Here is a 19742-nt window from a genome sequence, read left to right as displayed (position 1 = left end):
CCGCCGCAGGCGGTGGTGGAGGGGGCCCGAGGCAATCGAATTGCTTCAAGGAGGGCCCCCTCCGTCAGCGCTTCGCGCTGCCACCTCCCCGTGCCGGGGAGGATTTTATTCGGCCTCTTCCGGCGCGAGCCAGCGCAGGCGGGCGGCGCTGTTGCCGTTACCGGTGACGCTGGCTTCGACGCCGGCTTGCGTGAGAGCATCGACCACAATCTGCGCGCCGCTGCCCGACACGCCGATCGGCAGCTTGATCCGCTGCGCCGCCCAGATTGCGGTGGCGAGCGCGTCGGCGTTGGGCTTGTCGTCCGCGACCGCGATGTCGGGGAGCGCGGCGACGGGCGGGATCAGGGTGACGGTCCAGCCTTGCACGCCAGCCGCGACGCGGGTTTCGAGCGCGCGATAGGCGGCGAGGTTCGCGCCGGGCAGCGGGGTCGCGTTGACCACGGCGCGGCGATTGTCGCGGTCGAGCAGCACCGCATCGACCTTGACCCCGGCGATCAGCGCGAGCTGTTCCTGTGCGCGCGCGGCGAGGCGGTTGGCGGCGGTGGCGCTGGAGGCCTGTGCGGCGGCGACCTGCGCTGCTTCGGCCTGGGCGCCGGTGCCGACGCGGATCTGTTCGAGTTCGACCGCGACCGGGCGGCCGATCAGCTCGCGCAACACTGCGGTGGCGCGGCGCTCGGCCTCGGCGCGCAGCTGGGGCGTCAGCACGGTGGCGGTGACGCGGACGGGTTCGGCCTGATAGTCGATATCGACCTGGCTCAGGCGCGCGACCCCCTCGAACTCGCTGCTGATGACTTCGCGGATCTGGCGCGAGGCATTGGCCTCCCAGCCGAGCTGGACGAGGACCAGCCCGAGCGGAATCGCGAAGGCGGCGAGCGCGATGGTGACGACGATCGTCTGGAGCATCGTATGCTGGGGCGAGAGGTGCGAGCCAAAGCCATAGAGCCGCGCGACGACGGCGGCGGCGACCGCGATGGTGATGAGGTTGGTCAGGAACAGCAGCAGCGAGCCGGCGAAGACTGTCCAGTTCCAGGTGGCAAGGCCAAAGCCGACCACCGCGATCGGTGGCATCAATGCGGTGGCGATGGCGACGCCGACCACCGTGCCTGCCCTGCCCCGGATCATTGCATAGGCTCCGGCCAGCGCCGAGAAGAGCGCGACGAGCAGGTCGAACAAATTGGGACGGGTGCGCGCGGCGATTTCGGTCGTCACATTCTGAATCGGGGACACGAGCACCAGCAGCGCGGTGAACAGGATCGCGATCAGGACGCCGAGCGCAACCGCAATGGCCGAGGTGCGAATCTCGTCCCAATCGAACGTGGCGAGGCCGAAGCCCAGGCCGATGATCGGCCCCATCAGCGGCGAGATCAGCATCGCGCCGATCACCACTGCTGGCGAAGAGAGCAGGAGCCCGAGCACTGCGATGCCCGCCGACATCAAGGTCATGAAGGCATAGCGGCCGGTGAAGCCGGCGTCGTCGCGCACCTTTTCGACGACATCGACATGGTCGACCGTGGCGATCACCCGCGTCCGCCACCAGGCGACGACCGGATTATCGGGCTTCAACAATGCGATGCTCATCGGGTGGGCTGTAAGGGGTTTGCCCCGGCGGTTCCAGCCGTTAGGCAGGGGGTGAACCGCAATCACAGGGGAAGTTCATGGCCGCGCGGAACGACCAGGCAGGACGATCGGTGCTGCGCACCTTTCTGAAGAGTGAGGCCGCGGGCGGCATCATCCTGATGGCCGCCGCGGCGCTGGCGATGATCGTCGCCAATCTGCCGGGACTTTCCGAAGCCTATTTCCACCTGCTCCATCTGGACACCGGGCCGGTGATCAGCCCGAAATACGGGTCGATGACGGTGCATCTGTGGATCAACGATGCGCTGATGGCGATCTTCTTTCTGTTCGTCGGGCTTGAGATCAAGCGCGAGTTTATCGACGGGCAGCTCGCCACCTGGGAGCATCGCCGTTTGCCGATCGTCGCAGCGGCAGCGGGGATGGTCGGGCCGGCGCTGGTCTATCTGTTCATCACCGGATGGAGCGGGCCGCTGGTTAATGGCTGGGCAATCCCGGCGGCGACCGACATCGCGTTCGCAATCGGCGTGCTGGCATTGCTCGGCAGCCGCGCACCCGCCTCGCTCAAGCTGTTCCTGACCACCGTGGCGATCGTCGATGACATGGGTGCGGTGGCGATCATCGCGATTGCCTATACCGCCGAGCTGTCGACGCTGTACCTCGCGCTTGGCGCGCTGGTGATGGCCACCATGTACGTGCTCAACCGCAGCGGGGTGAAGAAGTTGACGCCCTATCTGCTGCTGGGCGCGGCTTTGTGGTATTTCGTGTTCATGTCGGGGGTGCACGCGACGATTGCGGGCGTGCTGACCGCGATGATGGTGCCGATCACGACCAGTCCGGGCGCGTGCGACGATACCGAGTCGCCGCTGCACAAGCTCGAGCATGCACTCGCGCCATGGGTCGCCTATGCGATCGTGCCCGTGTTCGGCTTTGCCAATGCCGGCGTCAGCCTGACCGGCATGTCGCCTGCAATCCTGCTCGAACCGCTGCCGCTGGGCATTGCGGCGGGCCTGTTCCTGGGCAAGCAGTTCGGCATTTTCGGAAGCATCTGGCTGGCGGCGAAGCTGCGCTTTGCGTCGCCCCCGGGCGGAGCGACCTGGGTGCAGATCTATGCCGTGGCGATGCTGTGCGGCATTGGCTTTACGATGAGCCTGTTCATCGGTGGCCTCGCCTTCCCCGGCAATGAGTTGCTGGTGGACGAGGTGAAGATCGGCGTGCTGACCGGTTCGATCCTGTCGGCGGTGATCGGCTATACCATCCTGCGGTTCGCGCCACGCTGGCGCGAAGGCGGCAAGGGCGACGCCGATCTGGTCGCCTGATGCGCTGCTTCTACGACCCTGGCCAGCTGGCGCATGCCCCGGCGCGCGAGCTGCATAATGGGGCGTTCGTGCCCTATGCCGAAACGCCCGCGCGGGCGGCGGCGATCGCGGCGACGCTGGGTTCGACCGAGCTGCCGCAGGATCGCGGCGAGGCGCCGATCCGGGCGGTGCATGATGCGGGCTATATCGAGTTCCTCAAGACTGCGCCTGCGCGCTGGGCGGAGGCGGGGCGGCCGGGCGATGTCATGGGCTATATCTGGCCGACGGTGCGCAAGCGCGCGCTGAAGCTCGACCGGATCGACGCGCTGGCGGGGCAGTACAGCATCGACGCATCGACGCCGCTGACCGCCGACACCTGGGGCGCGAGCTATCGCAGCGTGCAGAGCGCGCTGGCGGCGACGCATGCCGTGCTGGACGGCGAGCGGACGGCGTTTGCGCTGTCGCGGCCGCCGGGGCATCATGCGGGCGCGGATTATCTGGGCGGATATTGCTACCTCAACCATGTTGCGGTCGCGGCGCAGGCGGCGCGCGATGCCGGGGTGGGGCGGGTCGCGATCCTCGATATCGACTATCATCACGGCAACGGCACGCAGGATATCTTCTGGGAGCGCGGCGACGTGTTCTTTGCCTCGATCCATGCCGACCCGGCGACGGATTTCCCGTTCTACTGGGGCCATGCCGATGAGGCTGGCGAGGGCGACGGCGAGGGTGCAACGCTGAACCTGCCTTTGCCACGGGGCACGAAAATCGATGCGTTCCGCCGCGCGCAGGAGCGGGCGCTGGCGGCGATTGCGGCATCGGGCGCGGAGTTCCTGCTGGTCAGTTTCGGTGCGGATACGTTCGTCGGCGACCCGATTTCGCAGTTCGCGCTGGAGACAGCGGACTATGCGGTGCTGGGGCGTGACGTCGCCGCAGCCGGCCTGCCGACCGCGATCGTGATGGAGGGCGGTTATGCGATCGATGCGCTGGGGGCGAATGTTGCGAGCTTTTTGAGCGGGTTCTGAGGCGCGCGAATTTTTTTCGCGGGGCGTGGAACCAATCGCGATCCGGGGGCGTTGTTGTCCTGCTTGATCGAAAGAAAGAGCATTTAGACGAACCGAACCTTCGCAGGAACGGATCGTCCAGGGAGGCCCGCCGCGCAAGCGACGGGCCTTACTTGTCTCTGGCGAGGATCGCAGCGTCCGGCCCAAGTTCGGGAACAGCAAACGCACCGCTTTTCAACCGAGCAGGCAGGTTTAGCCAATCTGCAAGCCCCATTGGCTGTGCCACGTCGGCAAGTCCGACGTCCGGCCACTCATCCGGGCAGGGCATGTGACATGTGCCGAAAATCCGGTCCCACAGCGTCGTGAACGCACCGAAATTCTTGTCAAAGTGGCGCTCTTCCAACGAATGATGGATGCGGTGGAAGCGGTTGTCGACCAAAACCCACCGCAACGGCCCCAAGGTCACGCGCGTCGGCGAGTGGATCCAAACGATATGGCACCAGAGGATCGCAGTGACCAGGGGAAGGGTTGGCCCGATTTCCGAGATCATCAGGGTGAGTGGGAGTTGCAGCAGGACCAGCGAGAGCAGGCCTTCGCTGAGATGATGGTATGAATTCACCGCACTCAGATCGCGGACCGAATGATGAACTGCATGCCAGCGCCAAAGCCAGCGGTGTTGGACCCGATGATACCAGTAAAAGAAAAAATCATGAACCAGCGCCGCCAGCACGCCCGCAGCGATCGCGGCGGCGAGCGGATGACCGAGCACAGGCTCAAGCGCAGGGAGCGCGAACAGCGGCTCCACGCCCACCGCGCGCCAAGCCGCCCCGAACAGGGTGGCGAGAATCGCCGAAAGCGCAATCGACACGATCCAGAAGCCCGCCCCCGCCAGCCGACCGCGCAGGGCCTGGCGTTCACGCGGGTTTATCAATTCAAACACGGTTACGAGGGTGAGAATCACGCCCCAGGCGAGCAGTTGCTCTCGAAACAGAGCGAATAGCGACGCGATTTCCACGTCTTGTGGATAATGTTCATGAGCAAACAGGTGGTAAACACCGCATCCAAACGAAAGGCGCCGCCGACCCAGTGGCCAGCGGCGCCTTCCTTGTACTCCTGCGATCAGCTTACAGCTTCTCGGTCAGCTCCGGGACGACCTTGAACAGGTCGCCGACCAGGCCGATGTCCGCGACCTGGAAGATCGGGGCGTCTTCGTCCTTGTTGATCGCGATGATCGTCTTGCTGTCCTTCATCCCGGCGAGATGCTGGATCGCGCCCGAGATGCCGACCGCGACATAGACTTCCGGGGCGACGATCTTGCCGGTCTGGCCGACCTGATAGTCGTTGGGAGCATAGCCCGCATCGACCGCAGCGCGGCTGGCGCCGACCGCGGCACCGAGCTTGTCGGCGAGCGGGTCGATCATCGCGTGGAACTGCTCGCCCGAGCCGAGCGCGCGGCCGCCCGAGACGATGATCTTGGCGCTGGTCAGTTCGGGGCGCTCGCTCTTGGCGATTTCCGATCCGACGAAGCTCGACAGACCCTTGTCGCCTGCGCCCGAGACGGTTTCGACCGATGCGCTGCCGCCCTCGGTCGCCGCCTTGTCGAAGGCGGTGCCGCGCACGGTCAGCACCTTCTTGGCATCCGACGAGGTGACGGTGGCGATCGCGTTGCCGGCGTAAATCGGGCGGGTGAACTGGTCGCCCTCGATTCCCACGACTTCGCTGATCTGCATCACGTCGAGCAGCGCAGCCACGCGCGGCGCGATGTTCTTGCCGGTGGTGGTGGCGGGCGCGACGAAGGCGTCATAGCCGGCCATCAGATCGGCGATCAGCGGCGCGACATTCTCGGCGAGCGCATTGGCATAGGCCGCGTCGTCGGCGAGCAGCACCTTGCTGACGCCCGCGATCTTTGCGGCGGCGTCGGCGGCACCCTGCGCGCCCGAGCCCGCGACCAGAGCGACGACGTCGCCCAGCTTGCCCGCAGCGGTGACGGCCGCGAGCGTTGCGTCCTTTACCGACGCATTGTCATGTTCGACCCAGACCAGAACGCTCATGCCACAACTCCCAGTGCCTTGAGCTTGCCGACAAGCTCGTCCACATCCGCAACCTTGACGCCCGCAGTGCGCTTGGCCGGTTCGACGACCTTCACCACCGACAGGCGCGGCGTCACGTCGACGCCGTAATCGGCCGGGGTCTTGGCCGCGAGCGGCTTGCTCTTGGCCTTCATGATGTTGGGCAGCGAGGCGTAACGCGGCTCGTTCAGGCGGAGATCGGTGGTGACGATCGCCGGGGTCTTGAGCTTGACGGTTTCGAGGCCGCCATCGACTTCGCGGGTCACATCGACGCTGTCGCCCGACACTTCGACCTTGCTGGCGAAAGTGCCCTGGCCCCAGCCGAGCAGTGCGCCGAGCATCTGGCCGGTCTGGTTGTTGTCGTCGTCGATCGCCTGTTTTCCGAGGATGATCAGGCCGGGCTGCTCTTCCTCAGCGACCTTGGCGAGCAGCTTGGCGACGCCGAGCGGCTCGACCGGACCTTCGGTGGTGATCAGGATCGCGCGGTCGGCGCCCATCGCCAGCGCGGTACGCAGCGTTTCCTGAGCCTTTTGCTCGCCGATCGAGACCACGACGATCTCGGTCGCCACGCCCTTTTCCTTCAGGCGAATCGCTTCTTCGACCGCGATCTCGTCGAACGGGTTCATGCTCATCTTGACGTTGGCAAGATCCACGCCCGTTCCGTCCGCCTTCACGCGGGGCTTTACGTTATAGTCAAGCACACGCTTGACCGGCACCAGCACTTTCATCGCGTCCTCCGCTCCAATCGCGTCATTTTAAGGCTTCGAGTCTGTCCGTCCCTAGAAGGGTTTTTGCCGTTTTCGCAAGTCCGGTATGGAATCATACGATTGCCGTAGCGTCATTGCGCGAACGAAAAAGGGGTCCGACGCGGATGACGCGCCAGACCCCCTTTCAATGGGTGTTCAGGGGGCCGCGATCAAGCAGCCGACTGAACCTCCGCCACAATCTTCTTCGCCGCGTCGCCCAGATCGTTGGCAGGAACGATGGCGAGGCCCGAATTGGCGAGGATCGCCTTGCCCTGCTCGACATTGGTGCCTTCGAGGCGGACGACCAGCGGAACCGACAGGTTCACTTCCTTCGCCGCGGCGACGATGCCCTCGGCGATGATGTCGCACTTCATGATCCCGCCGAAGATGTTGACGAGGATGCCCTTCACCGCAGGATCGGCGAGGATGATCTTGAACGCCGCCGTCACCTTTTCCTTGTTCGCGCCGCCGCCGACGTCGAGGAAGTTGGCCGGGAACATGCCGTTCAGCTTGATGATGTCCATCGTCGCCATGGCAAGGCCCGCGCCGTTGACCATGCAGCCGATGTCGCCGTCGAGCTTGATGTAGGCGAGGTCATACTTCGACGCCTCGAGCTCGGCGGGATCTTCCTCGGTCTCGTCGCGCAGTTCCATCAGGTCCTTGTGGCGGAACATGGCGTTGCCGTCGAAGCCGACCTTGGCGTCGAGGACGAGGAGGTTGCCCTGCTCGGTCAGCGCGAGCGGGTTGATTTCGATCTGCTCGGCATCGGTGGCGAGGAACGCGGCGTAGAGCGCCGACGCGACCTTGGCCGCCTGCTTCGCCTGGTCGCCGGTCAGGCCGAGCGCGGCGGCGACGGTGCGGCCGTGATGCGGCATGAAGCCGGTCGCGGGATCGACCGAGAAGCTCTGGATCTTTTCAGGGGTCGAATGCGCGACCTCTTCGATGTCCATGCCACCTTCGGTCGAGACGACGAAGGCAACCTTGCTGGTGGCGCGATCGACGAGGAGCGCGAGGTAGAATTCCTTGTCGATGTCGGCGCCGTCGGTGACGTACAGGCGGTTGACCTGCTTGCCCGCGTCGCCGGTCTGGATCGTCACCAGCGTGTTGCCGAGCATGTCCTTGGCGTGCGACTCGACTTCATCGAGGCTGAAGGCGAGGCGGACGCCGCCCTTTGCTTCGGGGGCGAGCTCCTTGAACTTGCCCTTGCCGCGGCCGCCAGCGTGGATCTGCGACTTCACGACATAGAGCGGTCCGGGGAGCTTCTTGGCAGCCTCAACCGCCTCTTCGACGGTGAAGGCGGCATGGCCGGCCGCGATCGGCGCGCCGTACTTCGCCAGCAGTTCCTTGGCCTGATATTCGTGAATGTTCATGGATCGCCCTTTGCGTTGCAGCAAATTTCGCGCCGCTTAAGCACAGGGGCGCGGCGGAATCAAATCTCTTGACTTCGGGATTGCGACGCAGTTGCAATAACGGGGGCCTGGTGGCGGATAACAGCGGCTTAGCGCACCTCTTTCGCGAGCCCCGTCGCGCATAATCCGCCCGAGCTGGTGGCGACCGCAAGGATCTCCGGGTCGCCGAGCGCACGGACGCGGCGCAGGAAGCGGTCGAGCGACTCGGCTTCGCGCGCTTTGGGCAGGTCGGCGATCCGCATCAACTGTGCGAGGCTGAGGCGGTCGACCATGCGTTCGGCCATGCACGCGGCGAGCGGTTTGGGCAGGCCGGCGCTGATCAGGCCAGTGCGCAGCCGCGCCTCGGGCACCGCGCAGGCAGAAAGTGCGGTCAGAGCCGCAATCAGGGGAAACACGCGTCTCGCATCGAACATGGAGGCTCGCTATATCGCCCGCATGAGTCCCGCAATCGGCATCGCGCTGTTCCTGCTCACCGTCGCCCTCATGGAGGGCTTTGCCTATGTCGCGCATCGCTGGCTGATGCACGGGCCGGGCTGGTTCCTGCATAAAAGCCACCATTCGCCGCGCACCGGCAATTGGGAGCTGAACGACCTGTACGCCGTGATCTTTGCGGTGCCATCGTTCGTCCTGCTGCTGGGCGGCGTGCATCTGGGGTGGTGGCAGGGCTATGCGTGGATCGGCGCGGGGATTGCGGCCTATGGCGCGATCTATTTCGGGTTCCACGACATCATCGTGCATAAGCGTCTCAACACCCGCTACATCCCCAAGTCGGACTATATGAAGCGGATCATCCAGGCGCACCGGCTGCACCACGTGGTCGAGACCAAGCATGGCACGGTCAGCTTCGGGTTCCTCTACGCCCCGCCGCCGGAGAAGCTGAAGGCGCAGCTCAAGGCGCGCGGCAATGCCGGGGTGCGTGAGCCGGTCGGCCGGTTCTGATTTCAGACCCGATCTTTTACGCGATCGCGGTTCCGGCGGTCGTGCTGCTGGGGCTGTCGAAGGGCGGGTTTGCCGGTGCGGGTTCGCTGTCGCTGCCGGTGATTGCCTTTGTCATCGATCCGGTGCGCGCTGCGGCGATCCTGTTGCCGATCCTGATCGTGCAGGACGTGGTCGGCATCTGGGCGTTCCGGCGGACGGTCGATTATTTCGTACTGGGATGGACGCTGGCGGGAGCGATCGTCGGCATCGCGCTCGGCTATTGGTTTGCAGCGAGCGTGTCGGCGGACGTCGTGCTCGCGATGGTCGGGGTGATCTCGATCGTGTTCGGCGCACACCGGCTGTGGAAGGATCGGCTGGGCGCGCGCGCGGCGTCAACCTCGCCCGGCTGGGTCGGGTCACTGTTCGGAGTCGCATCGGGCTTTACCAGCCAGATCGCCCATGCCGGGGCACCGCCCTGGCAGCTGTGGGTGATGCCGCGCCAGCTGACACCCGCCTATCTGGTCGGCACCACCGCCGTGTTCTTCGGCGCGGTGAACTGGATCAAGGTGCCCGCCTATCTGGCGTTGGGCCAGTTCACCGGCGAGAATCTGGGGACCAGCGCGGTACTGATGCCGGTGGCGATTGCGTCCACCTTTGCCGGCGTATGGCTGGTGCGGCGGGTGTCGCCGGAGCGGTTTTATACTGCGATCTACTGGCTGATGATCGGCGTCGGCGTGGTGTTGGTGGCGAAGGCGATGGGGTGACCCTGGCTAGGGCTTCGCGGCAACATGTTCCCGGCAAGCCAAAATGTCCGTCATGTCGGCATAGGCCTGACGCCAGGCAAGATCGGATTTGAACAGGATCAGGTGAGCCGCCGTAGCTCGCTCATCCTCTGAAAGATCGCTTGTTTCGGGGCTGTCTTCACACCATCGCAAGCGCTTCAGGCGTGCCAGCAGCGCGCCTGTCGGCATCGATTCCAACTGCTCCCGTGTCAGCGGAGTCACCGCGCGCTTGAGGCCACGTCCCTTCTTCACCGCGTGCCCCGTCGCCTGCTCGGGTCAGTCAAACAGCGACGACACCGAAGACTCATCCGCGATGCGGCGAATCGCCTCGGCGAGCAGCGGCGCGATGGTGAGGTGGCGGATGCGCTGGGCCTGTCCCACGACGTCATGGTTGCCGATCGAGTCGGTGATGACCAGCTCCCGCAGCGCCGAACCATCGACGCGCGCGACCGCGCCGCCCGACAGGACGCCATGGGTACAATAGGCGACGACGTCCTCGGCGCCGGCCGCCTTGAGCGCGGCGGCGGCGTTGCACAGGGTGCCGGCCGAGTCGACGATGTCGTCGATCAGCACGCAGAAGCGACCCTCGACCTCACCGATGATGTTCATCACTTCCGATTCGCCGGCCTTTTCACGGCGCTTGTCGACGATCGCGAGCGGGGCGTTGTCGAGTCGCTTGGCGAGCGCGCGGGCGCGGACCACGCCGCCGACGTCGGGCGAGACGACCATCAGGTTCTTGTCGGAGAAGCGCGCCTTGATATCCTCGCTCATCACCGGGGCGCCGAACAGATTGTCGGTGGGGATGTCGAAAAAGCCCTGAATCTGCCCGGCGTGCAGATCGACCGAGAGGACGCGGTTGGCACCCGCAGTGGTGATCAGGTTCGCGACCAGCTTGGCCGAGATCGGGGTGCGGGGCCCAGGCTTCCGGTCCTGACGGGCATAGCCGAAATAGGGGAGCACTGCGGTGATGCGACGGGCCGACGCGCGGCGCAGCGCATCGATCATGATCAGCATTTCCATCAGATTGTCGTTCGCGGGGTATGCGGTCGACTGGAGCACGAACACGTCCTCGCCGCGCACATTCTCGAGAATCTCGACGAAAATCTCTTCATCCGCAAAGCGGCGGACATTCGCCTTTGTGAGCGGGATTTCGAGATAGGAGGCGATCGCCTGGGCGAGCGGCAGGTTCGAGTTGCCAGCCATCAGTTTCATAGTGCGCGTCGCTCCCCGGCGAGTGTCATCGAATTGTCTCCCCTTAGGATCGCGGATCGCTCGCGAAAAGAGGGCGTTTGGAGTAGCGTGTCCGCGCAACAGTGTCCCACGCGGAAACACGGCGAGTCAGGACAGCATTGCTGTCCCATCTCGACAGCCACGTTGAAACAATATAATCGGGCGCTGAAATAGAATGTCCGCACGCTGCGAGGCGATGGGGACGCCCTTTAGCTGCTGGAGAGTGCATTGGCGGACGTCCCGCGCAACCTGCCCCCGCTGAGCCTGCATGTGCCGGAGCCCAAGTTCCGGCCCGGCGATGCGGTCGATTTCGCTGCAGTGGAGGTGCCGCCCGCCGGCGCCCAGCCCCGCCCCGACACCGCCGCCGATCCGGCGAGCTTCCACGACCTGTCCTATACGCTGATCCGCGTGCTCGACGATGAAGGTCAGGCAGTCGGGCCGTGGAACCCACGCCTCGATCCCGACACGCTGCGCAAGATGCTGCGCGACATGGCACTGGTCCGCGCGTTCGACGAGCGGATGTTCCGCGCGCAGCGGCAGGGCAAGACCAGCTTCTACATGAAGTGCACCGGCGAAGAGGCGGTGGCGATCGCCGCGACGCACGCGCTGGCCAGCGACGACATGTGCTTCCCCAGCTATCGCCAGCAGGGCATCCTGATCGCGCGCAACTACAGCCTGGTTCAGATGATGAACCAGATCTATTCGAACAGCGGCGACGCGCTGCAGGGCAAGCAGCTGCCGATCATGTATTCGTCGCGCGACGACGGGTTCTTCTCGATCAGCGGCAACCTCACCACGCAATATCCGCAGGCAGTGGGCTGGGCGATGGCGAGCGCGGCGAAGGGCGATACGCGCATTGCCGCGACCTGGTGCGGGGAAGGATCGACGGCGGAGGGCGACTTCCACTCGGCGATGACCTTTGCGACGGTGTACAAGGCGCCGGTCATCTTCAACGTCGTCAACAACCAATGGGCAATTTCGAGCTTTTCGGGCTTTGCCGGAGCCGAAGCGACGACCTTTGCGGCGCGCGCGATCGGCTATGGCATGGCCGGGCTGCGCATCGACGGTAATGACGCGCTGGCGGTCTATGCCGCGACGCAATGGGCGGCCGAGCGTGCGCGGACCAATCAGGGGCCGACCCTGATCGAGCATTTCACCTATCGCGCCGAGGGTCATTCGACCTCCGACGATCCGACGCAATATCGCAGTGCGGGCGAACCGAGCGCATGGCCGCTGGGCGATCCGGTCGCGCGGTTGAAGGCGCATCTGATTGCGATCGGCGAATGGGACGAAGAACGCCACGCCGCGCAGGACCGCGAGGTCGCCGAGCTGGTCAAGGCATCGCAGAAGGAAGCCGAGAAGAACGGCATCCTCGGCCATGGCCTGCATCAGCCGCTCGATTCGCTGTTCGACGGGGTGTTCGAGGAAATGCCGTGGCATCTGCGCGAGCAGCGCCAGCAGATGATCGACGAGGAAGAGGCAAGCGGCCGACCATGGGCGAGGAAGTCGTGATGGGCGAGGGTATCGTGACCGAAGCCGAGATCGGCGAAGCCGGCGCCGGTGCGCGCATGAACATGATTCAGGCGATCAACTCCGCGATGGCGGTGATGATGGAGCGCGATCCGAACGTGATCGTGATGGGCGAGGATGTCGGCTATTTCGGCGGCGTGTTCCGCGCGACCGCGGGCCTGCAGGAAAAGTTCGGCAAGACCCGCGTGTTCGATACGCCGATCACCGAATGCGGCATTATCGGCGTGGCGATCGGCATGGGCGCCTATGGCCTGCGCCCGGTGCCGGAGATTCAGTTCGCCGACTATATCTACCCCGCGCTCGACCAGCTGGTGAGCGAGGCGGCGCGGCTGCGCTATCGTTCGGCGGGGCAGTTCACCGCGCCGCTGACGGTGCGGTCGCCGTTTGGCGGCGGCATTTTCGGCGGCCAGACGCACAGCCAGTCGCCCGAAGGCATCTTTACCCATGTGTCGGGCGTGAAGACGGTGATCCCGTCGACGCCGTACGACGCCAAGGGGCTGTTGATCGCGTCGATCGAGGACAATGATCCGGTCATCTTCTTCGAGCCCAAGCGCATCTATAACGGCCCGTTCAACGGGCATTGGGATCGCCCGGCGGAAAACTGGTCGAAGCATCCCGGCGGCGCGGTGCCCGAGGGCTATTACCGCATCGAGCTGGGCAAAGCGGCGATCGTGCGGCCGGGCAACGCGCTGACGATCCTGGCCTATGGCACGATGGTGCATGTCGCCAAGGCGACGGTCGAGGAAATGGGGATCGACGCCGAGATCATCGACCTGCGCACGCTCGTCCCGCTCGACATCGAGACGATCGAGGAATCGGTCAAGAAGACCGGCCGCTGCATGGTGGTGCATGAGGCGACGCGCACCGGCGGGTTCGGTGCGGAGCTGTCGGCGCTGGTGCAGGAGCGGTGCTTCTATCACCTCGAGGCGCCGGTCGAGCGCGTCACCGGGTTCGACACGCCTTATCCCCATAGCCTTGAATGGGCTTATTTCCCCGGGCCGGTCCGTATCGGACAGGCGCTCAAGAAACTCCTGAAGGACTGATGGGGGGTGCATCCTTGCTATCGATAGGGATCGTGATCGCCCGGAGAGGCCCGCTGGCGAGAAGCGCAGCGCAGACGCGTAGCTGGAGCTACGCGCAAGCAAGCGACGTGGCCAGCGGGCCTCTCCGGGCGACCGCAAAGCGGCGGGCGCATTTTTGCGCACAGCGGCGTCGCGTCGTCGGTCACGATGGATGTCCATCGCTCCCTCCTAGCTCCTACCTGTGCGCAAAAATGCGCTCCGTCACGACCCTATCGATAGCAAGGATGCACCCCTAATGGCGCGCTTTACGTTTCGTCTTCCGGATATTGGCGAAGGCATCGCCGAGGCCGAGATCGTGGCCTGGCACGTCAAGGTGGGCGACCGGATCGAGGAAGATCAGCAGGTCGCCGACATGATGACCGACAAGGCGACCGTCGAGATGGAATCGCCGGTGTCGGGCGTTGTGGTCGAACTGGCCGGTGAAGTCGGCGATCAGGTTGCGATCGGCGCGTCGCTGATGGTGGTGGAGACCGACGAGGCGGTGGCAGAAGAAGCGCCGGTTGCGGAAGCTCCGGTGGCTGAGGCGGTCGAAGAGCAGGTCGAGGCGGAAACGCCAGGGGTTCCGGAAGTGGTCGAGGCCCCCGCACCCGTTCGTGCTGAGCCTGTCGAAGCACCCGCCCCAACTGAAGTGATCGCGCAGCCCTTCGACAAGCTCAGGGCAAACGGAGCGGAGGAGCAGGCACCTGCTGCGAAGCACGTCCTCGCTTCCCCCGCGGTGCGTGCGCGCGCCAAGGATCTCGGCGTTGACCTGTCCGAGGTGAAGCACGACGGGCAGCATATCCGTCACGCCGACCTCGACGCGTATCTGCGCTATGGCAGCGGTCAGGGGTACCACGCGCCGCACGCCAGCCGTGCGCGCGAGGATGAGGCGGTCAAGGTCATCGGCATGCGTCGCCGCATCGCCGAGAATATGGCGGCGGCGAAGCGCGCGATCCCGCACTTCACCTATGTCGATGAGATCGACATGACCGCGCTGGAGGCGATGCGCGCCGATCTGAATGCCAATCGGGGCACGCGGCCCAAGCTGACGATGCTGCCGTTCCTGATCGTCGCGGTCTGCCGCACCCTGCCCGACTTCCCGATGCTCAACGCGCGCTACGACGATGAGGGCGGCGTGGTGACGCGGCACGGCCGGGTCCATATGGGCATGGCGACGCAGACCGATGCGGGGCTGACCGTTCCCGTCATCCGCGACGCGCAAGACATGAATGTGTGGCAGCTGGCGAGCGAGATCGGCCGCCTGGCCGAAGCGGCGCGCACCGGCAAGATCAAGTCGGAAGAGCTGCAGGGCGGGACGATCACGATCACCTCGCTCGGCCCGCTCGGCGGCATCGCGACGACGCCCGTGATCAACCGTCCTGAGGTCGCGATCATCGGCCCGAACAAGATCGTCGAGCGCCCCGTCTTTGTCGGCGACGACATCGTGCGCGCCAAGCTGATGAACCTGTCGATCAGCTGCGACCACCGCGTCGTCGATGGCTGGGACGCGGCGAGCTATGTTCAGGCGCTTCGCAAGCTGCTCGAGACGCCGGTGTTGCTGTTCGCTGATTGATTGTCAGCTTCGCTGACGCGGCACCGGCCCGCTCCCCCACCCGGCCACCCAACGACAGTGTATTCTATGGGTGGCCGGGTGGGGGAGCGGGCCGGTGCCGCAACCGTTTCAGCAACGCTGAAACAACAAAAGCGCTTACTCCACCCAGTCCTTGCGCAGCGTGCGGACGGCGAACAGCATCAGCACGGCGGCGATGACATAGAAGGACAAAACCGCGACCGCCGAGTAGCGCAGCGCTTCGTTGCCATAGCTCGCGGTCATCGCGTCCGACATAGCGCCCATCGCCCATGACCCGGCGCCCAACCCGATCAGATTGTTGATCAGCAGGAAGCTGGCGCTCGCGGTCGCGCGCATCTGCGGGGGCACGAGGTTCTGGATCGCCGTCGTGACCGGGCCGAGCCACAGGATGTTGAGGCCGTTCGGGATCAGGAACAGGAACCACGCCAGCGTGACGTTGTTGGTGAGAAATCCGCCGGCGAACAGCGGGACGCAGATCAGCCAGGCGATCGCCGGCAGTTTCGCATAAGCGCCGCGGTCGCTGTGGCCGAGCCGGTCGGCGAGCACGCCGCCCATGAACACGCCGATGGTGCCGCCGACGAGCAGGATCGATCCGAAGAAATAGCTGGTCGTCGACAGATCGAAGCCGAAGCTGCGCACGAAGAAGGTCGGGGCCCAGAAAGCGAGGCCATAGCCGCACATCGAGCTGAACCCGGCGCCGATCGCCATCAGCCAGAAGCTGGGCTTCTTCGCGAGGATGCCGAACACCTGCCCGACCGGCACGCGCGCGGCGGCGGTGGTGGCGACCGGGCGCGGCGGTTCCTTGACGATCAGGCGGAAGAACGGGGCGATGACGACGCCGGCAAGGCCGACGACGATGAACGCCCAGCGCCAGTCGACGGTCGCCGCGATCCACGCGCCGAGCAGCGTGCCCGAGGCGAGGCCGATCGGGATGCCGAGCGAGTAGATGGCGAGCGCGCGGGCGCGCTGATGCTGGGGGAAATAATCGGCGATGATCGCATAGGAGGGCGCGACGCCGCCCGCTTCACCGACGCCGACACCAAGGCGATAGAGGAACAAAGTCCAGAAGCTGGTGGCGAGGCCGCACAGGGCGGTAAAGCCGCTCCATACAGTAAGCGAGATCGTCACGACCCAGGTGCGGCTGGTGCGATCGGCGAGCAGCGCGAGCGGCACGCCGAGCGTCGAATAGAGAAAGGCAAAGGCGATGCCGCCGAGCGCGCCGAGCTGGGTATCGGTGAGGTCGAGGTCCGCCTTGATCGGCACGGCGAGGATGCCGAGGATCTGTCGGTCGAGGAAGTTGAAGGTATAGACCAGCAGCAGCATCGCCAGCACGGCGGCGCGATAGCCCGGCGTGCCGTGGCCCTGTGCGGTCGGCGCGGCTCCCTGCGTGGCGCTCATCCGTACCCTCTCCCTCAAAAAAATGGGCCGGACGCCCCTTTTCGACGCCCGGCCCGATCAGTCTGGCAAACTCAAAGCACGAAAGCGATCAGAACTTGATCTCGAACGTGCCGGTCACGGTGCGCGGCGGGCCGTAATAGCCGATCACCGAGTTACCGGTGAGCGCGCCCGGGAAGTTGTAGCCGCCGACGCGATAGCGCGCGTCGGTCAGGTTGCGCGCCGCAACGCCGAGGCGATAGCGGCCGTCGCCCGAGGTCCAGTTGAGCGAAGCGTCGACCAGGGCATAGCCGTCCTGATCCAGCGCCGGGGTCGCCAGCTCGAACATCTGGATATCGCTGCGCAGCGAGACCGACGGGGTGAAGGCAAGCACGCCACCCGCGACATCGTTCGACCAGGTGAACGACGCGTTGGCGGTCCATTCGGGCGTGTTCTGGAACGCGCGCGCGTTCGACACATCGACCGGGGTGGTGCCGCCGCCGATGAAGGTGAAGAACTCCTTGTAGTCGGCATTGGTGTAGCCGACCACGACGCTCGCCTGGAAGTGGCGCGACGGGACCATGCGGGTTTCGAGCTCGAAGCCGTAAATCTCGCCCTTGCCGGCGTTGTCGACGAAGCTGGCGATGCCGCTGGGCAAAGCGGGCACCTGAATGGTGACCTGCTGATCCTTGTAGTTCGAGAAGAAGCCGGCGACGTTCACGAACAGGGTGCGGTCGAGGAACGCGCCCTTCATGCCGAGTTCGTAGCTGTCGATCGTCTCGGGCGCATAGCCGTTGACGGTGGTCGGCGTCAGGATCGCGTCACCGCGCATGTCGAACCCGCCCGACTTATAGCCCTTGCCATAGCTGGCATAGAGGTTGAGGTCGCCGGTCGGCTGGTAGCTGAGGCTGATGCGCGGGGTCAGCTTCTCGAAATCGCGGCTGTTGGTATAGTCCGAGCGGATCAGGCCGGGGACCGCAGCGGCATTGCCGAAACGCGGCGACCGGATGCCGGTATAGTTGCGACGGAACACCGTGCCGGTCTTCTCGTCGCGGGTGTAGCGCAGGCCGGCCGAGATCTTGAACTGATCGGTCACGTCGAAGCTGAAATCGCCGAACGCCGCATAGCTCTTGGTGAACACCTCACCCGCGGTCAGCGTGGTCAGGTTGGCGAGGCCGACGACGGTGTCGAATGCACCGCTGGCGCGGCCGTTGAGGTAGTAGAGGCCGAACACGCCCTGCAGCCGCTCGCCCTCATACAGGAACTGGAGTTCCTGGGTGAACTGGCGGTCCGAATAGTCGGCCGGGATGTCGAGCGTCGGCAGGATCGTGTTGTCGAAATCGATCACCGTGTCGGTGTTGCCATCGCGCCAGGCGGTGATCGTCTTGAAGGTCAGTTCATCGGACAGGCCGATCTCGCCGGTCACCGAAACACCGCGCGTCTCGACGCGGTTGTCGTCGCCGATGCCGGCGCGGGTGTCATAGACGCTGGCCGTCGGGGCGTAGATCGGATCGACGCCATTGGGCAGCAGGCGGGTGCCATGACGCGGGTTCGACCGGTCGAGCACGCGGTCGCCCGCGACGCGCACGAAGATGGTGTCGGTCGGCGTGAACTCCGCCGACACGCGCGCGGCGAGCACATTCTTGTCGTAATGCTCGGCGCCGGTGGTCAGGTTGGTGCCGAAGCCGTCGCGCCAATATTGCGCAACCGCCGCGCCGAGCGACAGCGTGTCACCGACGGGCACGACGACCTGCCCGACCAGATCGATCTGGTTGTACGAACCGTACGAGCCGCGGAACGACGCCTTATAGTCGTTACCCAGACGGCGGGTAACGTACTTCACGGCACCACCGATGGTGTTGCGGCCATAGAGCGTGCCCTGCGGCCCGCGCAGCACTTCGACCCGCTCGACGTCGAAAATATCGAGCACCGCACCCTGGGGCCGTGCGACATAGACATCGTCGATATACAGCGCGACGCCGGGTTCGAAGCCCCACAAAGGATCCTGCTGGCCGACGCCGCGGCTGAACGCGATCAGGGTCGAGTTCGAGCCGCGCGCGATCTGCAGCGTCAGGTTCGGGGTCTTGTCCTGCAGCGCGGTGATGTCGGCCGCGCCGCTCTTGACCAGCGAATCGCCGGTGACGACCGACATCGAGATCGGCACGTCGATCAGGCTTTCCTCACGACGGCGCGCGGTGACGACGATTTCGCCGCTGTCCTGGGTTTCGGCGGCGGCCTCGGCCGGAGCGTCCTGCGCAATGGCGGGAACGGATGCGAGCGCGCTTAGCGCGGCGCTGGCGGTCAGAATCGTGCGGACAGACGGATAGAGACGCTTCATGCTTTCCTCCCCAAATCGGCCGGCGAACCCCGGCCTTGTCAGTGGTTGAACATCGCTATAGTGAAACCTGAACCGGGTTTCAACTTCCGGATGAAGGAGGGGACGAATGACGCAAGAACGTGGCAAGTCCGCCACACTGCCCCCCGCCCTGCATCTGGGCGACAGCGCGGCGAGCGAGGGCAAGGAACCACGCACCGCACGCGGCCGCCGCACGCTGCGCACGATCCTCGACGCCGCCGCAGCGGAGTTTGGCGAGAAAGGCTTCCATGACGGGTCGGTAAGCGGCATCACGCGGCGCGCGGGCGTGGCGCTGGGCAGTTTCTACACCTATTTCGATTCGAAAGACGCGGTGTTCCGCGCGCTGGTGCGCGACATGAGCGATCAGGTGCGCGAACATGTCGCCCCCGCGATCCGCGCCGCGCCGGAGCAGATCGCCGCCGAGCGCGCGGGCCTTGAAACCTTCATCGGCTTCGTGCGCAAGCACAAGGAAATCTACCGCATCATCGACGAGGCCGAGTTCGTCGATCCCGAGAGCTTCCGGCTGCACTATCAGACCACCGCCGAGCGCATCGAAAAGCGGCTGAAGGCAGCGGCGGAACGCGGCGAAGTGCGCGCCGACGTGTCCGAGGTCCACGCATGGGCGATCATGGGGATGAATGTGTTCCTGGGCCTGCGCTACGGCGTGTGGAGCGAGGATGCCGAGGCGGCCGAGGTCGCCGATACGGTGGCAGAGATGCTGGCGCGTGGGTTGGGGGTTCGGTAACTTCTCAATCCTCCCCCTGGCGGGGGAGGATAGTCAGAGCCGGATGCGCACTCGTTG

The 19742-nt window shown here is 65.3% G+C and carries 18 protein-coding genes; 8 read left to right on the top strand and 10 right to left on the bottom strand.

Annotation, left to right across the window (positions count from 1 at the left end):
* Nucleotides 1–105: 105 nt before the first annotated feature.
* Nucleotides 106–1578, bottom strand: coding sequence for a DUF389 domain-containing protein (locus VGN66_RS02425; RefSeq protein WP_327517249.1), 1473 nt, complete (start codon nucleotides 1576–1578; stop codon nucleotides 106–108).
* Between the two features lie 77 nt (nucleotides 1579–1655).
* On the opposite strand from VGN66_RS02425, the gene nhaA reads away from it, so the two are divergent.
* Both nhaA and VGN66_RS02415 read left to right on the top strand, forming a co-directional pair.
* Nucleotides 1656–2891: a Na+/H+ antiporter NhaA gene (nhaA, locus tag VGN66_RS02420; protein ID WP_327517248.1), complete on the top strand. Its 1236-nt coding sequence runs from the start codon at nucleotides 1656–1658 to the stop codon at nucleotides 2889–2891.
* Entirely contained in the window at nucleotides 2891–3895 is a 1005-nt protein-coding gene (locus VGN66_RS02415; protein ID WP_327517247.1) for a histone deacetylase family protein, read from the top strand. The genes nhaA and VGN66_RS02415 overlap by 1 nt, the downstream gene beginning before the upstream one ends.
* A gap of 148 nt (nucleotides 3896–4043) precedes the next feature.
* Here VGN66_RS02415 and VGN66_RS02410 read toward each other — a convergent pair whose 3' ends face one another.
* The 5 genes from VGN66_RS02410 to VGN66_RS02390 all read right to left on the bottom strand — a co-directional run bounded on the left by VGN66_RS02410 (nucleotide 4044) and on the right by VGN66_RS02390 (nucleotide 8511).
* Nucleotides 4044–4889 carry a sterol desaturase family protein gene (locus VGN66_RS02410; protein ID WP_327517246.1) on the bottom strand — a complete coding sequence of 282 codons (846 nt, stop codon included), beginning with the start codon at nucleotides 4887–4889 and terminating at the stop codon, nucleotides 4044–4046.
* A 109-nt stretch (nucleotides 4890–4998) separates the two neighbouring features.
* Entirely contained in the window at nucleotides 4999–5925 is a 927-nt protein-coding gene (locus tag VGN66_RS02405; protein ID WP_327517245.1) for an electron transfer flavoprotein subunit alpha/FixB family protein, read from the bottom strand.
* Nucleotides 5922–6671: an electron transfer flavoprotein subunit beta/FixA family protein gene (locus VGN66_RS02400; protein WP_327517244.1), complete on the bottom strand. Its 750-nt coding sequence runs from the start codon at nucleotides 6669–6671 to the stop codon at nucleotides 5922–5924. Before VGN66_RS02400 ends, VGN66_RS02405 begins: the two co-directional genes overlap by 4 nt.
* A 188-nt stretch (nucleotides 6672–6859) precedes the next feature.
* Nucleotides 6860–8059, bottom strand: coding sequence for an ADP-forming succinate--CoA ligase subunit beta (gene sucC / locus VGN66_RS02395; protein ID WP_327517243.1), 1200 nt, complete (start codon nucleotides 8057–8059; stop codon nucleotides 6860–6862).
* Nucleotides 8060–8187: 128 nt separating this feature from the next.
* Nucleotides 8188–8511, bottom strand: a complete 324-nt coding sequence (locus tag VGN66_RS02390; RefSeq protein ID WP_327517242.1) for a hypothetical protein — start codon at nucleotides 8509–8511, stop codon at nucleotides 8188–8190.
* A 22-nt stretch (nucleotides 8512–8533) separates the two neighbouring features.
* On the opposite strand from VGN66_RS02390, the gene VGN66_RS02385 reads away from it, so the two are divergent.
* Both VGN66_RS02385 and VGN66_RS02380 read left to right on the top strand, forming a co-directional pair.
* A complete protein-coding gene (locus VGN66_RS02385) occupies nucleotides 8534–9037 on the top strand; it encodes a sterol desaturase family protein (RefSeq protein WP_327517241.1) in 504 nt (167 codons plus the stop codon).
* Nucleotides 9034–9780, top strand: a complete 747-nt coding sequence (locus VGN66_RS02380) for a sulfite exporter TauE/SafE family protein (protein ID WP_327517567.1) — start codon at nucleotides 9034–9036, stop codon at nucleotides 9778–9780. The genes VGN66_RS02385 and VGN66_RS02380 overlap by 4 nt, the downstream gene beginning before the upstream one ends.
* Before the next feature lie 6 nt (nucleotides 9781–9786).
* On the opposite strand, the gene VGN66_RS02375 is transcribed toward VGN66_RS02380, so the two are convergent.
* Together VGN66_RS02375 and VGN66_RS02370 are read right to left on the bottom strand one after the other, a co-directional pair.
* A complete protein-coding gene (locus tag VGN66_RS02375; protein ID WP_327517240.1) occupies nucleotides 9787–10050 on the bottom strand; it encodes a hypothetical protein in 264 nt (87 codons plus the stop codon).
* A gap of 24 nt (nucleotides 10051–10074) precedes the next feature.
* Complete coding sequence (locus VGN66_RS02370; protein ID WP_224922024.1) at nucleotides 10075–11010, bottom strand: ribose-phosphate pyrophosphokinase; 936 nt, start codon at nucleotides 11008–11010, stop codon at nucleotides 10075–10077.
* A gap of 246 nt (nucleotides 11011–11256) precedes the next feature.
* Here VGN66_RS02370 and VGN66_RS02365 point away from each other — a divergent pair, with 246 nt between their 5' ends.
* The 3 genes from VGN66_RS02365 (at nucleotide 11257) to VGN66_RS02355 (ending at nucleotide 15192) form a co-directional block, all read left to right on the top strand.
* Nucleotides 11257–12540, top strand: coding sequence for a 3-methyl-2-oxobutanoate dehydrogenase (2-methylpropanoyl-transferring) subunit alpha (locus tag VGN66_RS02365; protein ID WP_327517239.1), 1284 nt, complete (start codon nucleotides 11257–11259; stop codon nucleotides 12538–12540).
* Nucleotides 12541–12596: 56 nt separating this feature from the next.
* Complete coding sequence (locus VGN66_RS02360) at nucleotides 12597–13601, top strand: alpha-ketoacid dehydrogenase subunit beta (protein WP_327517566.1); 1005 nt, start codon at nucleotides 12597–12599, stop codon at nucleotides 13599–13601.
* A 274-nt stretch (nucleotides 13602–13875) separates the two neighbouring features.
* Complete coding sequence (locus VGN66_RS02355; protein ID WP_327517238.1) at nucleotides 13876–15192, top strand: dihydrolipoamide acetyltransferase family protein; 1317 nt, start codon at nucleotides 13876–13878, stop codon at nucleotides 15190–15192.
* A 135-nt stretch (nucleotides 15193–15327) separates the two neighbouring features.
* On the opposite strand, the gene VGN66_RS02350 is transcribed toward VGN66_RS02355, so the two are convergent.
* Both VGN66_RS02350 and VGN66_RS02345 read right to left on the bottom strand, forming a co-directional pair.
* A complete protein-coding gene (locus tag VGN66_RS02350; RefSeq protein ID WP_327517237.1) occupies nucleotides 15328–16608 on the bottom strand; it encodes an MFS transporter in 1281 nt (426 codons plus the stop codon).
* Between the two features lie 88 nt (nucleotides 16609–16696).
* Entirely contained in the window at nucleotides 16697–18922 is a 2226-nt protein-coding gene (locus VGN66_RS02345) for a TonB-dependent receptor (protein ID WP_327517236.1), read from the bottom strand.
* Between the two features lie 106 nt (nucleotides 18923–19028).
* Between VGN66_RS02345 and VGN66_RS02340 the strand changes: the two genes are divergently transcribed.
* On the top strand, nucleotides 19029–19685 hold the full coding sequence (locus VGN66_RS02340) for a TetR/AcrR family transcriptional regulator (protein WP_224922019.1): 657 nt from the start codon (nucleotides 19029–19031) through the stop codon (nucleotides 19683–19685).
* The last annotated feature ends 57 nt before the right edge of the window (nucleotides 19686–19742 follow it).

Source organism: Sphingomonas sp. (genome assembly GCF_035998645.1).
Lineage (GTDB): Bacteria > Pseudomonadota > Alphaproteobacteria > Sphingomonadales > Sphingomonadaceae > Sphingomonas.
This window is presented reverse-complemented; position numbering and strand designations above follow the sequence as displayed.

Bases quoted from the DNA above. Each gene is read 5' to 3' on its own strand.
- VGN66_RS02425 (WP_327517249.1), bottom strand. From the start codon at position 1,578: ATGAGCATCGCATTGTTGAAGCCCGATAATCCGGTCGTCGCCTGGTGG.
- nhaA (WP_327517248.1), top strand. From the start codon at position 1,656: ATGGCCGCGCGGAACGACCAGGCAGGACGATCGGTGCTGCGCACCTTT.
- VGN66_RS02415 (WP_327517247.1), top strand. From the start codon at position 2,891: ATGCGCTGCTTCTACGACCCTGGCCAGCTGGCGCATGCCCCGGCGCGC.
- VGN66_RS02405 (WP_327517245.1), bottom strand. From the start codon at position 5,925: ATGAGCGTTCTGGTCTGGGTCGAACATGACAATGCGTCGGTAAAGGAC.
- VGN66_RS02400 (WP_327517244.1), bottom strand. From the start codon at position 6,671: ATGAAAGTGCTGGTGCCGGTCAAGCGTGTGCTTGACTATAACGTAAAG.
- sucC (WP_327517243.1), bottom strand. From the start codon at position 8,059: ATGAACATTCACGAATATCAGGCCAAGGAACTGCTGGCGAAGTACGGC.
- VGN66_RS02390 (WP_327517242.1), bottom strand. From the start codon at position 8,511: ATGTTCGATGCGAGACGCGTGTTTCCCCTGATTGCGGCTCTGACCGCA.
- VGN66_RS02385 (WP_327517241.1), top strand. From the start codon at position 8,534: ATGAGTCCCGCAATCGGCATCGCGCTGTTCCTGCTCACCGTCGCCCTC.
- VGN66_RS02370 (WP_224922024.1), bottom strand. From the start codon at position 11,010: ATGAAACTGATGGCTGGCAACTCGAACCTGCCGCTCGCCCAGGCGATC.
- VGN66_RS02360 (WP_327517566.1), top strand. From the start codon at position 12,597: ATGAACATGATTCAGGCGATCAACTCCGCGATGGCGGTGATGATGGAG.
- VGN66_RS02355 (WP_327517238.1), top strand. From the start codon at position 13,876: ATGGCGCGCTTTACGTTTCGTCTTCCGGATATTGGCGAAGGCATCGCC.
- VGN66_RS02350 (WP_327517237.1), bottom strand. From the start codon at position 16,608: ATGAGCGCCACGCAGGGAGCCGCGCCGACCGCACAGGGCCACGGCACG.
- VGN66_RS02345 (WP_327517236.1), bottom strand. From the start codon at position 18,922: ATGAAGCGTCTCTATCCGTCTGTCCGCACGATTCTGACCGCCAGCGCC.
- VGN66_RS02340 (WP_224922019.1), top strand. From the start codon at position 19,029: ATGACGCAAGAACGTGGCAAGTCCGCCACACTGCCCCCCGCCCTGCAT.